Here is a 14,619-nt window from a genome sequence, read left to right as displayed (position 1 = left end):
TCAGAATAGATTTCGACATGTTTCGAGAAGGTAAGGCAGTCATGACAACTGGCCCGGCTAGCTTGTTGCGACAGCCAGGTCCTTTTCTGCGATGGGCCGTGTAACGGGCTCTGCGGCCTTTGCCGCACCATCGGCAAAAAGTTCGGAAGAATGTTCGCCGTAAAGTTCCTGAAGGAATTGCGGCGTCAGTTCGCTTGACGGTCCGTCAAAAACGACTTCACCATCGCGCATGGCGATGGTGCGTTTGCAGTAGTCTTTTGCGTAATCAACCTGATGAAGCGATACGATGACGGTGACGTTGTCTTCGCGGTTTACGCGATCAAGCGTGTTCATCACCTTACGGGACGACGCCGGATCAAGCGATGCAATCGGCTCGTCGGCAAGAATAAGTCGGGCACCCTGGGTAATGGTGCGCGCAATCGCCGCGCGCTGTTGCTGACCACCCGAAAGGTTACGCGCCTTTTTCGACGCATGGGCATCAATGCCAACACGATGAAGTGCGCTCATGGCGCGCATCTTTTCGGTTTTGGTAAACAGACCAAGCGACCCGCGCCATGCCGGCACACGGCCCAAAAGCCCCATCAGGACGTTGGTCAGAACCGAAAGACGGCTAACTAGATTGAACTGCTGGAAAACAACACCAATCTCGGAGCGCACCTTGCGGGCACCGCGTGAAATCTTGCCATTTTCCTGAATGGTTTCGCCAAACACGACAATCTTGCCGCCATCGCGATCCCCGCGCAGCAAACCGGCAATATGACGGATCAGTGTGGATTTACCCGAACCCGATGCGCCAATCAGCGCCACCATCTCGCCTTCCCGCACCTGCAGTTTGACGCCGCTAAGCGCACGCTTGTCACGGGTAAAGCTTTTGTTCAGTCCAGAGATATCTACAACCAGCATCAAAAGAGTCGCCTGAATGTGTTTCGCTGGATGAAGAAGCTACGCACAAACCGCGACTCTACGGTGACACTGATGTTACAGTTCGATGATTACGCAGAGCATATCGCCCCGACAACAATTAAACTTGTCTATACATCAAGAATTAATCGAAGTACTCACCGGTAATTCCGACATTATTTCTGTAACATTTTTAAAATTTCCGGCAGGTATTTGTCTGATGAATGTCCACTTTTAAAAATACAGAACAGTCAAACATTCTACATCAACCCTTTTGACACCGATATAGACGGACCGATCGCGAGATTTATTTAATTTTACTGATGGTCTCCATGACGTCGTCTTCAATCTCAAGGCCCTCCGCTTCGGCAAGTGCGCGTGCCTGCTTGCCGCGACGCCCCGGCAAACGAACGCCTTCTTCTGCGGCAATCTCGTTGGCAATATAGGCAAGGTGATCCATTACACCGACACCGCCGGTTGCCTTGGGATCAATGGCAATGATCAGTTGTCCAAGCGCAGGTGGTGCGCCTTTGTCATCAAAAAGTGACGAAGACTGGTGACCGAACTGTGCACTGGTAAGACCAGCCGCAAGAAGCTCCACCATCATGGCAAGTGCCGCCCCTTTGACCCCACCGGCCGGGATCATCGTGCCATCAATGGCTTTGACGGCATCGGTGGTTGGATTGCCATCCACATCAAGCGCCCAGTCATCGGGAATGGCGACACCCTTTTGCTTGGCGGCCATGATCTTGCCGCGCGCAACCTTTGAAAGCGCAAGGTCGATGATGATCGGATCACCGGCATCGCCAACCGGCACGCCAAAGGCAATCGGGTTTGTGCCAAACATCGGACGTCGGCCGCCCCATGCCGCCATCGCCGCCGGGGCATTGGCAAACATCATCGCCGCCAATCCCTTTTCCGCCAGACGTTCGACCGTAAGCCCCATCACCCCTGCATGATGCGATCGGTGGATTGCGGCAATCGCAATACCCTGGGTGCGAGTCATATCTGGCAAGTGATCCATCATCAGATCCAGTGCCGGATAGGCAAATCCATGCTGCGCATCAATGCGCAAAACGCCAGGTGTAGGCTTTTCAAAGATCGGGCTGATCATGCCATCAACCTTGCCGACCTTTGCCTGCGCGCTATAGGCCGGCACGCGACGAAAACCGTGTCCCCCTTGTCCGGATGCCTCGGCCGTCACCAGTGCCGTTGCGACCGAGGCCGCATTGTCTGCCCGCACATTGCAGCGCATCAAAGTTTCGCACACAAGTGCGTGGGCATCTTTCACGGAAATCTTCATCGTCAGGTAACCTTGATTTTCAAAGTGGGGCTTTGGAACCGGGAAACGGGCGCAAGGATCATGCGCCTGCAGGATCCGTAACATAGCCACAAGCCATCCCTGCGTGCAAAGCCGTTTTGGGTGCGACCAGAAGCGCCTTTGGCGCCAACGACTTTGAAAATATGATACCATCACCAGAATTTGCGAATGACAAGATCGCGCGGAGGCCGCGCAAGCATTACAGGAATTCAGATATGCGTCAGGTTAAACACAGGATCGGCTTGCTTTTGGCATTGGTGGCATTGGCATCACTTGCGGCCTGCGGCACCGCGTCCACAGGCAACATGACACCGGACTGGGGAAGTGTAACTGATCAGGAATGGCAACTAGTGCAGGTCATTGATGGCAACAGCACCCTTTCGCCGACCCCGCCTGTCATGGCGACCGCCACATTTTCCAGCGATGGCATGGTGTCGGGCAATGCAGGCTGCAATCAGTATTCAGGCAGTTACGAACAGGCGGGATCGTCACTGGGTGTCGCACAGCTCGCCATGACACGAAAGATGTGTATCGCCGACAACGCCATGCAGATCGAAAATGCCTTTAGCGGTGCATTCGTCTTGGTCAGCAGCTGGGATGTCGTTGATGGGCGTCTTGTTCTCAAGGACAGTGACGGCGACATGGTTATTGAGCTGACGCCCGCCGCGCAATAAGCACATCGGCATTGCTCACATACCACCAGACGCAACATGCTTGCACGAGATGAAAAAGGGGCACCAGTTGGCGCCCCTTTTCTTTGATCAGGTATCATAACCGCCAAACGGCGAGATACGCATATGTCGATATTCTAGTCCTTGCTGACCGTTGCCTCGGAATTGGCACCGACGGCCTTGGGTTCGGTCCGCAGACCCTGAATGATCGAATAGCAGGCCATCAGAAGGACAATCGCAAACGGGAATCCGGTCGAAACCGCCATCGCCTGCAATGATCCAAGACCACCACCCAGCAGCAATGCAATTGCAACCAGACCTTCGAAGGTGCACCAGAAGACACGCTGCGGGACCGGTGCATCGACTTTGCCGCCTGCGGTGATGGTATCAATCACAAGCGAGCCAGAGTCAGACGAGGTCACGAAGAACACGATCACCAGAACGATCCCGATGAAGGACGTGATGGCTTGCAGCGGCAGCTGATCAAGCATGGTGAACAGTTTGATCGGAAGACCTGCTTCGGCAATTGCGGTAACGCCTTCGGTTACCATATGCACAGCGGTGCCGCCAAAGGCCGTCATCCACAGAACACACACCAGCGACGGAATAATCAGAACGCAGGTGATGAATTCACGCACGGTACGACCACGCGAAACACGCGCAATGAACATGCCGACAAACGGTGACCAGGAAATCCACCACGCCCAATAGAAGGACGTCCAGCCCTGACTGAAGTTGGCGTCTTCACGACCGACCGGGTTTGAAAGTGCCGGAAGATATTGTGCATATGACAGCAGGCTCGAGAAGAAGCCGGTGATGATTTCCATCGTCGGACCAACCAGAACCACAAACAGCAACAGAAGTGCTGCAAGGATCATGTTGATTTCCGACAGACGCTTCACCCCGGCATCAAGACCCGCCAGCACCGAAATAAGTGCAACACCGGTAATCCCGACAATCAGGAAAACCTTCGATGTATCGGAAACCGAAATGCCAAACAGGTAATCAAGCCCGGCATTGGCCTGTTCCGCACCGAAGCCAAGCGAAGTTGCAAGACCAAACAGGGTCGCGAACACCGCCAGAATATCAATCAGGTGACCGGTCCAGCCCCAAACACGTTCGCCAAAGATCGGATAGAAGATCGAACGAATGGTCAGCGGCAGGCCCTTGTTAAAGGAAAACAGTGCCAGTGCCAGCGCGACAGTGGCATAGATCGCCCATGGGTGAAGACCCCAGTGGAAGATGGTTGCAGCCATGCCAAGATCAAATGCAGCATCGGCATCCCCGGCGGCCGCACCAAGCGGCGCCCAGTCGGTGCGAAGACCATCTTCACCGACAGCAATTCCACCCATCGAGGATGTGAAGTGCGAAATCGGTTCTGACACGCCATAGAACATAAGACCGATGCCCATGCCTGCAGCAAACAGCATGGCAAACCAGCCGGCATAGGAATAATCCGGTGTTGCATCCGCACCGCCAAGGCGCACACGACCGAGCGGCGAGACAATCAGAAACAGACACAACACAACAAATACGTTGGCAGCAGACAGGAAGAACCAGTCAAGCGACGATGTCAGCCAACCACGCAGGTCGTTGAACATCGGCCCGACACTTTCCTGAAAGGCCAGGGTGAGAAAGACGAATGCAACAATCGCAAGACCCGAAATCAGAAAGACCGGGTTATGGACATCCAGTCCAAATGGCCCGATCTCTGCTTGGATATTGTCTTGCCCGATTTCATATTCTGTATCAATCGGGTTCGCTGCACCGTCCGGGCTTTCAATGCCCGTGTCAGCTTCAGACCCCATTTGAAACTCCCTAGGTTAAATGAATATACAGCTACCCCTAGCCGTAAAGGTTCGTCCGCATCCTCTAACGCACGAGGAATACAGAAAGATCCGAGTGGGACGCGACATATCCGCCATGAGACGCAAAAATGTGGTCCGCAATACCGGGCACATGCGATGCCATGACGATGACGTCGGCACCAAGCTCGTCGGCCTTGGCGACAAGTTCCTTGCTGAGATCCACTGCCGGATCATGCGAAATATGCACGACCGCCTTGGTGCTTACACCATGCTTGGACGCCAGATCTTCGGCGAACGCCTGAAGTTTCTGTTCAAATTCCTTTGGCGTATGGGCCACCGATGACGGCGTATTGGTACCGACACCTAGAAGGCTTATCTCGGCCTTGTAATGCTTGGCTAGATCGACCGCCGTTTTAATTGCTTTATCCAATTTTTCAACGTGGGCCAAATCGACAGGCACGAGCATCTTCTGATACATTCATTCCTCCGTTATGTGCACCACCCCTGAAGTCCGTGGTTTCACGAAATATCAGGGCAGCGAAAAGAACCTAACATTGACGGTCAGCAAAATCAAAAACGGGCTTTCGAAAGTGCGCACAAGCAATGCTGCAATATTTGCCGTAAAATTCCGTCACACCGTTTGACAGTACTCGTTGCCGAAAATTGACCTGACCACATTGGGAAACTGCGCCTAAAGTCGAATCGCCAAATGATTATTTTTCAGGTTTCCAAACAGAACATCCGGTGCCTTTAAGCGAATTTTCGATGTTCGAACTTGAAAATTTTAAAAAATTTTTCTCGCTCTAAATCGGCCTATCCACGCCATCAGCTTTTCCACCCGTAAACCCCTTAATTGGCAAGGCGTTTCTTGGCAAAATCCATCGGATTTCTATTCTATTTTTCAGAGAGTTTCGAATGGCGAAACTCTATCCCCGGATGCCGAAAAATCGCACGGTCATGCGCACTTGGCTTGATGAAGCCCCCAAACTCGTGTCACGATGTGCGCGATTTGTGCACTGTCTGTCCCACACAACATGTGCCTCCAGATCAGAACACCATAAGTTCTGAATGGACATATTTGCTGGATCCGTCTTGTGAAAGGCAGGCATCCATGGCCGTGCACATACCCGAAAGGGAAAATTATTGTGGCCAACGGGGGAGTTGATCAACTGCGCAATAACGGTGCCATGGCGCAACAGCACATCTTCATGCTGCATGCCCGTTTGTGTCTGAACGACACCCCAACCTGCACAACGAAGCACAACCAAATCGCGGGTAGGATCTGCCACACCATTAAAATAATTCAGCAAAATCAAAAGCATCAGAGAAGGAACAGGGATGACTGACCCTATCAAGTATTTCGCGTCACGCGTCACAGCATCTGAAATGAACCGTCGTGAATTCATCGGCCGTTCGATGGCCGCCGGCCTGACCCTTGCCGCTGCCACAAGCCTCTATGGCAAGGCTGCCATGGCACAGGAACCCAAGCGCGGCGGGCATCTGAAACTTGGCCTTCAGGGCGGGGCTTCGACCGACGTTATTGATCCGGCAAAATCCTCTTCGCAATTCACCTTTGCCATGAACCGTAACTGGGGCGACACCCTGGTTGAATCGCACCCGACCAGCGGCCTTGCCGTACCGTCGCTTGCAGAATCCTGGGAACCGAATGCCGATGCATCTGTCTGGACGTTCAAAATCCGCAAAGGTGTCGAATTCCATGACGGCTCCGAACTGACCATCGACGATGTTGTCAAAACCCTGAACCGCCACACCGACGAAAAGTCCGAGTCCGGCGCACTGGGTGTTCTGGGCTCGATCAAGGGCATCGAAAACAAGGGCGGCGATCTTGTTCTGACGCTTTCGGAAGGCAACGCTGATCTTCCGCTGCTGCTGAGTGACTATCACCTCGTGATCCAGCCGGGCGGCGGTTATGACAATCCGAATGCCGGTATCGGTACCGGTCCGTTCAAGATCGACAACTTCGAAGCCGGTGTGCGCGCAACGTTTGTGAAAAACGAAAATGACTGGCGCACCGATCGCGGCTTTGTTGATTCCGTCGAAATGATCGTGATGAACGATGCGACCGCACGTATGGCAGCCCTGTCATCGGGTCAGGTTCACTTCATCAACCGCGTTGATCCGAAGACCGTTGGCCTTCTGAAACGTGCACCGAATGTCGAAATTCAGACCACTTCGGGCCGTGGCCACTATGTCTTCATCATGCATTGCAACACCGCACCGTTTGACAATAACGACCTGCGTCTGGCGCTGAAATACGCGATGGACCGCGAAACCATGGTCGAGAAGATCCTTGGTGGTTACGGCAAGGTCGGCAATGACTTCCCGATCAACGAAACCTATGCCCTGTTCCCGGAAGGCATCGAACAGCGTTCCTATGATCCGGACAAGGCAGCCTTCCACTTCAAGAAGTCCGGCCATGACGGTTCGGTTCTTCTGCGCACGTCTGACGTCGCCTTCCCGGGTGCTGTTGATGCGGCGGTTCTCTATCAGGAAACCGCGAAAAAGGCCGGGATCGACATCGAAATCAAACGTGAGCCGGGTGACGGTTACTGGTCAAACGTCTGGAACGTTCAGCCGTTCTCGACCTCTTACTGGGGTGGTCGTCCGACCCAGGACCAGATGTATTCGACGGCCTATCTGTCGAGTGCTGACTGGAACGACACCCGCTTCTTCAACACCGACTTCGACAAGATCCTTCTCGAAGCACGTGCTGAGCTTGATCAGGCCAAGCGTAAGGAAATGTATCACGACATGGCACTGATGGTCCGTGACACTGGTGGTCTTATCCTGCCGATGTTCAATGACTTCGTGAACGCAACCACGACCAACGTTTCCGGCTTTGTCGATGACATCGGGAACGACATGTCGAACGGTTATGTAGCGACACGTTTGTGGATCAACAGCTAATCAGCCGGGGTGCATTGCATCCCGATGATTGAAGACTTGCGGGATCACGGTTGGTTTGACCGTGGTCCCCGTCTTGTTGTTCGCCTGTTTGTTTGACACATGGTCTGATCGAAATTTCCAGATGGAGGCAAATGATCCTTTGCCGTCCCACCCGTCTTGAATTTCCGTTCAGGCCATTAAGGGGGAGTATGTGTTCATGGCCAATCCCTTGGCCGGCGTACGAGCCACGCGACACAGACTGAAAGAAACCCATCCGTTATCGGTACTGATTGCCGAACGTCTGGGTTTGAGTTTGTTGTTGCTCTGGGCTGTATCAATTCTGATTTTTGCCGGAGTCGAAGCCCTTCCGGGCGATTTTGCCGAAACCTATCTTGGTCAGTCTGCAACACCGCAGGCGATTGCCAATATCCGCGCCGACCTTGGCCTGGATCGCCCGATTACCACCCGCTATTTCGAATGGCTTGGCGGCGTTGTTCAAGGCGACTTTGGCAACAGCTGGGCCAGTGGTGCGCCGGTGACCGAACAAATCACCAAACGCCTTGGCAACTCGCTGTTTCTTGCGTTCTTCGCCGCGGCGATCTCGGTGCCGCTTGCGGTCGGGCTTGGCATGGTGGCGGTTCACTATCGCAACCGTATTCCTGATCGCGTGATCAACGTTCTGTCGCTTGCCGCGATCTCCCTGCCGGAATTCTTCATCGGCTATATCCTGATTGTGTTCTTTGCCGTTCAGATGGGGGTCGCGACCTTCCCGTCCACGGTCTATGACAATATGAGCTGGTCAGAACGACTGGCCGCCATTGCCCTGCCGACGGCAACACTGGTGATGGTGGTGCTCGCACATATGATGCGCATGACCCGTGCAGCCATCATCAGTGTGATGTCATCGGCCTACATGGAAACGGCCGAGCTTAAAGGCCTTGGCGCCTTCAAGGCGATCGTCAAACACGCGGCCCCCAACGCAATCGCCCCGATTGTCAACGTGGTTGCGCTTAACCTTGCCTATCTGGTGGTGGGTGTTGTCGTGGTCGAGGTTGTCTTCGTCTATCCCGGCATGGGCCAGTATATGGTTGATGCCGTGACAGTGCGTGACATGCCCGTCGTGCAGGCCTGTGGGCTTATCTTTGCGGCGGTGTATATCCTGCTCAATATGGTGGCCGATATCGTCGCCATTGTCGCCAATCCGAGACTGAGGCATCCGCGATGAGATTACGTGAAATCCCGCTGACCGCCTGGATCGGAATTCTGGGCATTCTGTTTGCTTTTGGCTGTGCTGTCTTTGCCCCGCTCATCGCGCCCTATGGGGAACGCGAAATTGTTGCGGGCGTTTGGGAACCGGCCAGTGACCTTTATCTTCTGGGCACCGACAACCTTGGCCGTGATCTTCTGTCACGCCTGATTTACGGTGCGCAGACAACCCTGTTTGTGTCGCTTGCGGCATCGATCCTGTCGTTTTCCATCGGCATTTTCCTGAGCTTCACGGCCGCTGTTTCCGGTGGCCCGATTGATCAGGGACTGTCGCGTCTGAACGACTTGATGATGTCGATCCCGACCCTGATTTTCGCCCTCGTGGTGCTGGCAGTCCTGCCGCAAAACATCTTCATCCTGATTGCCGTAATGGCCATTCTCGACTCAACGCGTGTCTATCGTCTGGGCCGTGCAGTCGCGCTTGACGTTGCGGTAATGGAATTTGTCGAGGCCGCGAAACTGCGCGGTGAAGGCCGGATGTGGATCATCTTCCGTGAAATTCTGCCCAATACGCTGTCGCCGCTTCTGGCGGAATTCGGGCTGCGTTTCGCCTTTTCGATCCTGTTCCTGTCGACGCTTTCCTTCCTCGGCCTTGGCATTCAACCACCCGCCGCCGACTGGGGTGGCATGGTCAAGGACAACAAGGATGGCATCATCTTTGGCATTCAGGCCGCCCTTATTCCGGGTGGCGCGATTGCGGCCCTGGCTGTCTGTGTCAACATGGTTGTCGACTGGTTGCTGAAACGTACTTCCAGCCTGAAAGGAGGCCGCGGCGATGTCTGATCTTTTATCGGTACGCGATCTGCGCATTGGCGCGACCATCTTCCCGCCGGGTGAAGCCCCGATGGATATTGAGATCGTCCATGGTGTGTCCTTTGATCTGCAAAAGGGCAAGGTCCTTGGCCTGATCGGGGAATCTGGTGCGGGCAAATCCACCATTGGCCTTGCGGCCCTTGCCTATGGCCGGGGAGGTGTGCGCATTACCGGCGGTGAAGTCCTGCTTGATGGCCAGGACATCCTACCGCTGGATAAAAAGGGGATCCGCAAAATCCGCGGGGCACGTGTCTGTTACGTTGCCCAATCGGCAGCGGCATCGTTTAACCCGGCGCACAAGCTGGGCGATCAGGTGATTGAGGCCACGGTCGAACACGGCCTGATGAGCCGTGACGAAGCCCGCAAACGGGCCGACTACCTGTTTGAAATTCTGGGTCTTCCAGACCCCAAGAATTTCGGCAACCGGTTCCCGCATCAGGTATCGGGTGGACAGCTGCAACGTGCCATGACCGCCATGGCACTGTGTTCCAAACCGGAATTGATTGTCTTTGACGAACCAACCACCGCCCTTGACGTGACAACCCAGATCGACGTTCTGGCCGCGATCAAGAATGCGATTGAAATGACCGGCACAGCCGCCCTTTACATCACCCATGATCTGGCCGTTGTCGCCCAGATTTCGGATGACATCATGGTGCTGCGCAATGGCGAAACCGTCGAATATGGCCCTGTCCAGCAGATCATTGAAAACCCGCGTCAGGAATATACCAAGGCGCTGGTCAATGTGCGTCAGACCAAACAGACCGAAGCGCGCGATCAGTCCGATGCGTTGCTGAAAGTTGAAAACATCTCGGCGGCCTATGGCAACGGGGTGCAGGTTCTTCATGACGTATCGCTGCATGTGCCGCGTGGTCAGACACTGGCTGTGGTGGGGGAATCCGGTTCGGGTAAATCGACACTGGCCCGCGTCATCACCGGGTTGCTGCCGCCCTTCCAGGGCAGCGTCACATTCGGTGACGAGGAACTGTCCAACGCCCAAAAGGACCGGTCACGCGATCACTTGCGACGTATTCAGCTGATCTATCAAATGGCGGATACCGCGATGAACCCGCGCCAGACCGTCGGGCAGATCATCGGTCGTCCGTTGCAGTTCTATTTCGGCAAGCGTGGTGCGGAACGCAAAAAGGAAGTCATCAAACTTCTTGATGAAATCGAGATGGGTGAAGCCTTCTATGACCGCTATCCGGCCGAACTTTCCGGCGGGCAGAAACAACGTGTGGCGATCGCGCGTGCCCTGGCCGCACAGCCGGAACTGATCCTGTGTGACGAGCCGACCTCAGCTCTTGATCCGCTGGTGGCCGAAGGCATCCTTGATCTTTTGCTGCGTCTGCAGAAAGAACGTCAGGTATCCTATCTGTTCATCACCCATGACATCGCAATTGTGCGTGCAATTGCCGATTCTGTTGCGGTGATGCTGCAGGGCAAGCTGGTCGATTTCGGCCCGCGGTCCGAAGTCCTGAACCCGCCATTTGACGATTACACCGACCTTCTTTTGAAATCGGTGCCGGAAATGGAACTGGGCTGGCTGGAAAAAGTTCTGGCCACGCGCAAAATGGAAAGTGCCGGTCACTAAAAACCGTGCAAAAACAAAAAAAGGCGGCCCGGATCATGGGCCGCCTTTTTGAATAAGCCCCACATAACCACTCCAAAGGACCACGCCCCAATATGTCCGACAGAAATTTCACTGTTATTGAAAACACCTTTATCACCATCGCCGACGGCACCCGACTGGCCGCACGCATGTGGATGCCCGAAAATACCGAAAACGATCCGGTTCCGGCAGTGTTTGAATTTCTGCCCTATCGCAAGGGTGATGGGACCTGTGCGCGCGATGAGTCGACCTATCCCGAATTTGCCAAGGCCGGCATTGCCGGCGTACGCATTGATATTCGCGGATCAGGTGAATCTGATGGTGTGATTGACGGTGAATATACCGAACTTGAGCTGGCCAATGCCTGTGAGCTGATTGCATGGATTGCCGATCAGCCGTGGTGCAACGGATCGGTTGGTATGATGGGGATTTCCTGGGGCGGATTTAACTGCCTGCAGGTTGCCGCCCTCAATCCGCCTGCGCTCAAGGCGGTGATTTCCATCGCATCAACGGTGGACCGCTATAACGACGACATTCACTATAAAAATGGCTGTCATCTCTCAGCACAACTGTCATGGGCAGGCACAATGCTGGCCTATCAGTCACGCTCACCTGACCCTGCATTGGTGGGTGATGACTGGCGGGCAATGTGGCTGCACCGCCTGAAGGAAGAACCGTTCTTTTTGGAAGAATGGCTTCAACACCAGACCCGCGATGATTTCTGGAAACATGCCTCGATCTGCGAGGATTTTGATGCCGTCCAAATCCCGTCGATGGTTCTGGCCGGGTGGGCGGATGGCTATCGCAACACGCCAATACGCGCGATTGAAGGTATGCCCGATCGCGCGAAGGCCCTGATCGGCCCATGGGTGCACAAATATCCGCATTTCGCCTGGCCAAAGCCGCGTGCCGACTTTACGGGCGAAGCCATCAAATGGTGGAACAAATGGCTGCGGGGTGATGATAACGGCATCGACGAGCTGCCGCAGATGCGCGCCTATATCCTGGATGGCCCCAAACCGGCCCCGCGGCGTGACTTTGATCCGGGCTTCTGGATCGCCAAAGACACATGGACGCAGCCCGAAACCAAGACCGTCTATGTCAATGACGGCAGGCTCTCCTTCGAGGCAGGTGACGAAAGTGCCCCTGCGGCCGACATCTATTTGAAATCACCGCTCGATACCGGAACCGCATCGGGCGAATATTTCACGCTGAAACCCGATGCCGAAATGGCCATTGATCAGCGTCCTGATGACGCTGGATCGCTGGTCTTTGAAACCGCACCGCTAGAGGCCGAGATTGACCTTCTGGGGCGTCCGGTTTTGCGCGTTGATCTGGAATGCGATGCAGACTGGTCGAACCTGTGCGCACGTCTGGTCGATGTCCATCCTGATGGTACAGCAACCCGCGTATCGTTCGGGGTGCTGAACCTTGCCCATCGCGACCTTGAAGCCAATTATGCCGACCCCAAGCCAATGCCGCGTGGCCAGAAAGTCACCATCACGCTGGTGCTTGATGCCTGCGGTTATCGCTTCAACGCCGGGCATCGCATGCGGCTTGCACTGTCGACATCCTATTGGCCAATGATCCTGCCGCCGCCGTTTGACGCGGGTCTGACCATTGCACCGTCTTCGATTGCGTTTGACCTGCCGCTGCTTGGCGCGCACGAGAAGATTGAGGTCAAGGAACCCGACAATCCCGATCCGCTGCCCAAATATATTGAACACAAACCGGGCCGGACGGAACGCAGTGTTCAGCGCAATCTGACGCAGAACGAAACCCGTTATCGCATCTATGAAGATACCGGTCTTTTTGAGCATCCGGACTCACGCCTGTCGACCCGCGAAGTGCGCAGCGAAACCTGGACGATCAACCCGCTTGATCCGACTTCGGTTAAGGGTGAAGCCGCCTGGACCTGCGATCTGGAACGTGATGACTGGTCAGTGCGGACAGATTGCCACGCAGAACTGACATGTGACCGCGACAATTGGTATGTGTCGGCCTGGGTGATTGGCTATGAGGGCAGTGAACAGATCTTTGAAAAGACCTGGGAAAAGACAATCCCGCGAAACTTCATGTAAGCATCTGCAGAAACGCAAAAAGGGCCGGTTATCCGGCCCTTTTCTTATGACTGATCGATCATGCTGTGAACAGCATCGCGCAAAACTCAGAACTTCAGATCAAGCGTGATCAGAATATCAGCGCTGCGTGTGGCCGGATCGCCTGAGAAATCCAGTTTGCTGGAAAATCTTTCATCAAGGTCGGTCAGCGTTGCGCCAGCGGAAATTTCAGGTGTGCCGCCATCAGACAGGCTGGTACCGACATAAGGCGATGCCGTTCCGGCAAAACTTCCGTCCCTACCGGTAAACGAAATGCCATAAGCAACCAAACCACTCAGCGTATATTCGCTGTAGTCATCACGCCCGACCACGCGCGAGCCTTCGATTGCGCCCGACAGGCCTGTCCCGCCCGAGGCAAACCGCAAACCACCGCCAAGGTCAAAGGCCCCGGCATCGCCGTTGGTCTGGTCGGTAAAATCGTGAATATAGCCCGCTTTCACATATGGCGTCAGAGATGTCTCGCTGAACTGGAAAGCATAAGCCAGCTCGGCATTAGGCTTTAACTGAACGGTATTAACTGCGGATTCCTCGACCCGGTTGCCGTCACTTTCGGTGTAGGCAGCAAGCGTATTTCGCGACGTCAACGCACCAAGCCCACCTGTCACGCGGAGCGGGCTATCTGCGATCGGCTGGAAAGTTTGGCGGACATCGACCTGCATATACCAGCTCTGGCTGTCAGTATTGCCTGTCACGCTTGTATTGCGGCTCTTGGTCACATCGCCAAACGCATAGCCCGCGATTGCAGAGAAAATTAGATTATCGTGAGGCGTGTAGATGACATAGGGGGAAAGGCTCCAGGTATCCTCGTCATACGTGCCGGTTTCAAAGGTCGTCGTAATATCTGTCTGGGCATAGCCAATAGACAGACCAGCTACGAGTGCGGGCGACAACCGGTAGTCTGCACCAAGATTATATCCCCAGACGCTGCCATCGAAGCGATTGTCTTCGTTTGTTCTGTTGCGTGTGTTCTCGACATCGGTAAAGGACCCGTGACCCCAAAGCGTAATCGGACTTTCGCCTGATATGAAAGTGCGTTGTCCAATTCCATCCGTCGGTATATCCGATGTTTCTGCTGCAGACAGAACGCGCGACGTATCGAAGGATGCAAGCATCGCCAGTCCGCGTACGGTTGTTCCCTGTGTGCGCGTTTTCTTTTCCATGGGATCATCGAACAAACCCGAAGAAGCAAAACCGAATTGCT

General features: G+C 54.6%; 11 protein-coding genes. 6 read left to right on the top strand and 5 right to left on the bottom strand.

The features are described 5' to 3' along the window. Positions 1 to 57 precede the first annotated feature (57 nt). Both phnC and TH2_RS06900 read right to left on the bottom strand, forming a co-directional pair. A complete protein-coding gene (gene phnC, locus TH2_RS06905; protein WP_008889690.1) occupies positions 58 to 903 on the bottom strand; it encodes a phosphonate ABC transporter ATP-binding protein in 846 nt (281 codons plus the stop codon). A 304-nt stretch (positions 904 to 1,207) separates the two neighbouring features. Further along, positions 1,208 to 2,203, bottom strand: coding sequence for an Ldh family oxidoreductase (locus TH2_RS06900; protein WP_040823128.1), 996 nt, complete (start codon positions 2,201 to 2,203; stop codon positions 1,208 to 1,210). A 233-nt stretch (positions 2,204 to 2,436) separates the two neighbouring features. Here TH2_RS06900 and TH2_RS06895 point away from each other — a divergent pair, with 233 nt between their 5' ends. Continuing rightward, on the top strand, positions 2,437 to 2,895 hold the full coding sequence (locus TH2_RS06895) for an META domain-containing protein (RefSeq protein ID WP_008889688.1): 459 nt from the start codon (positions 2,437 to 2,439) through the stop codon (positions 2,893 to 2,895). A gap of 134 nt (positions 2,896 to 3,029) precedes the next feature. On the opposite strand, the gene TH2_RS06890 is transcribed toward TH2_RS06895, so the two are convergent. Together TH2_RS06890 and TH2_RS06885 are read right to left on the bottom strand one after the other, a co-directional pair. After that, positions 3,030 to 4,700: a BCCT family transporter gene (locus tag TH2_RS06890; protein WP_008889687.1), complete on the bottom strand. Its 1,671-nt coding sequence runs from the start codon at positions 4,698 to 4,700 to the stop codon at positions 3,030 to 3,032. 64 nt (positions 4,701 to 4,764) lie between these two features. Further along, positions 4,765 to 5,178: a universal stress protein gene (locus tag TH2_RS06885; RefSeq protein WP_008889686.1), complete on the bottom strand. Its 414-nt coding sequence runs from the start codon at positions 5,176 to 5,178 to the stop codon at positions 4,765 to 4,767. 860 nt (positions 5,179 to 6,038) lie between these two features. On the opposite strand from TH2_RS06885, the gene TH2_RS06875 reads away from it, so the two are divergent. The 5 genes from TH2_RS06875 (at position 6,039) to TH2_RS06855 (ending at position 13,379) form a co-directional block, all read left to right on the top strand. Then, positions 6,039 to 7,628, top strand: coding sequence for an ABC transporter substrate-binding protein (locus TH2_RS06875; protein WP_008889684.1), 1,590 nt, complete (start codon positions 6,039 to 6,041; stop codon positions 7,626 to 7,628). 196 nt (positions 7,629 to 7,824) lie between these two features. Further along, on the top strand, positions 7,825 to 8,832 hold the full coding sequence (locus TH2_RS06870) for an ABC transporter permease (protein ID WP_008889683.1): 1,008 nt from the start codon (positions 7,825 to 7,827) through the stop codon (positions 8,830 to 8,832). After that, positions 8,829 to 9,656, top strand: coding sequence for an ABC transporter permease (locus TH2_RS06865; protein ID WP_008889682.1), 828 nt, complete (start codon positions 8,829 to 8,831; stop codon positions 9,654 to 9,656). Before TH2_RS06870 ends, TH2_RS06865 begins: the two co-directional genes overlap by 4 nt. Then, on the top strand, positions 9,649 to 11,280 hold the full coding sequence (locus tag TH2_RS06860; RefSeq protein ID WP_008889681.1) for an ABC transporter ATP-binding protein: 1,632 nt from the start codon (positions 9,649 to 9,651) through the stop codon (positions 11,278 to 11,280). Before TH2_RS06865 ends, TH2_RS06860 begins: the two co-directional genes overlap by 8 nt. 92 nt (positions 11,281 to 11,372) lie before the next feature. Beyond that, entirely contained in the window at positions 11,373 to 13,379 is a 2,007-nt protein-coding gene (locus TH2_RS06855) for a CocE/NonD family hydrolase (RefSeq protein WP_008889680.1), read from the top strand. Positions 13,380 to 13,465: 86 nt separating this feature from the next. On the opposite strand, the gene TH2_RS21235 is transcribed toward TH2_RS06855, so the two are convergent. Continuing rightward, complete coding sequence (locus TH2_RS21235; protein WP_157193913.1) at positions 13,466 to 14,578, bottom strand: autotransporter outer membrane beta-barrel domain-containing protein; 1,113 nt, start codon at positions 14,576 to 14,578, stop codon at positions 13,466 to 13,468. Positions 14,579 to 14,619: the final 41 nt, after the last annotated feature.

The sequence above is a fragment of the Thalassospira profundimaris WP0211 genome (genome assembly GCF_000300275.1).
Lineage (GTDB): Bacteria > Pseudomonadota > Alphaproteobacteria > Rhodospirillales > Thalassospiraceae > Thalassospira > Thalassospira profundimaris.
The sequence above is the reverse complement of the archived record's forward strand: the minus strand, read 5'-3'. Positions and strand labels throughout refer to the sequence as shown.

Bases quoted from the DNA above. Each gene is read 5' to 3' on its own strand.
- TH2_RS06885 (WP_008889686.1), bottom strand. From the start codon at position 5,178: ATGTATCAGAAGATGCTCGTGCCTGTCGATTTGGCCCACGTTGAAAAA.
- TH2_RS06855 (WP_008889680.1), top strand. From the start codon at position 11,373: ATGTCCGACAGAAATTTCACTGTTATTGAAAACACCTTTATCACCATC.
- TH2_RS06870 (WP_008889683.1), top strand. From the start codon at position 7,825: ATGGCCAATCCCTTGGCCGGCGTACGAGCCACGCGACACAGACTGAAA.
- TH2_RS06865 (WP_008889682.1), top strand. From the start codon at position 8,829: ATGAGATTACGTGAAATCCCGCTGACCGCCTGGATCGGAATTCTGGGC.
- TH2_RS06900 (WP_040823128.1), bottom strand. From the start codon at position 2,203: ATGAAGATTTCCGTGAAAGATGCCCACGCACTTGTGTGCGAAACTTTG.
- TH2_RS06895 (WP_008889688.1), top strand. From the start codon at position 2,437: ATGCGTCAGGTTAAACACAGGATCGGCTTGCTTTTGGCATTGGTGGCA.
- TH2_RS06860 (WP_008889681.1), top strand. From the start codon at position 9,649: ATGTCTGATCTTTTATCGGTACGCGATCTGCGCATTGGCGCGACCATC.
- TH2_RS06875 (WP_008889684.1), top strand. From the start codon at position 6,039: ATGACTGACCCTATCAAGTATTTCGCGTCACGCGTCACAGCATCTGAA.
- phnC (WP_008889690.1), bottom strand. From the start codon at position 903: ATGCTGGTTGTAGATATCTCTGGACTGAACAAAAGCTTTACCCGTGAC.
- TH2_RS21235 (WP_157193913.1), bottom strand. From the start codon at position 14,578: ATGGAAAAGAAAACGCGCACACAGGGAACAACCGTACGCGGACTGGCG.
- TH2_RS06890 (WP_008889687.1), bottom strand. From the start codon at position 4,700: ATGGGGTCTGAAGCTGACACGGGCATTGAAAGCCCGGACGGTGCAGCG.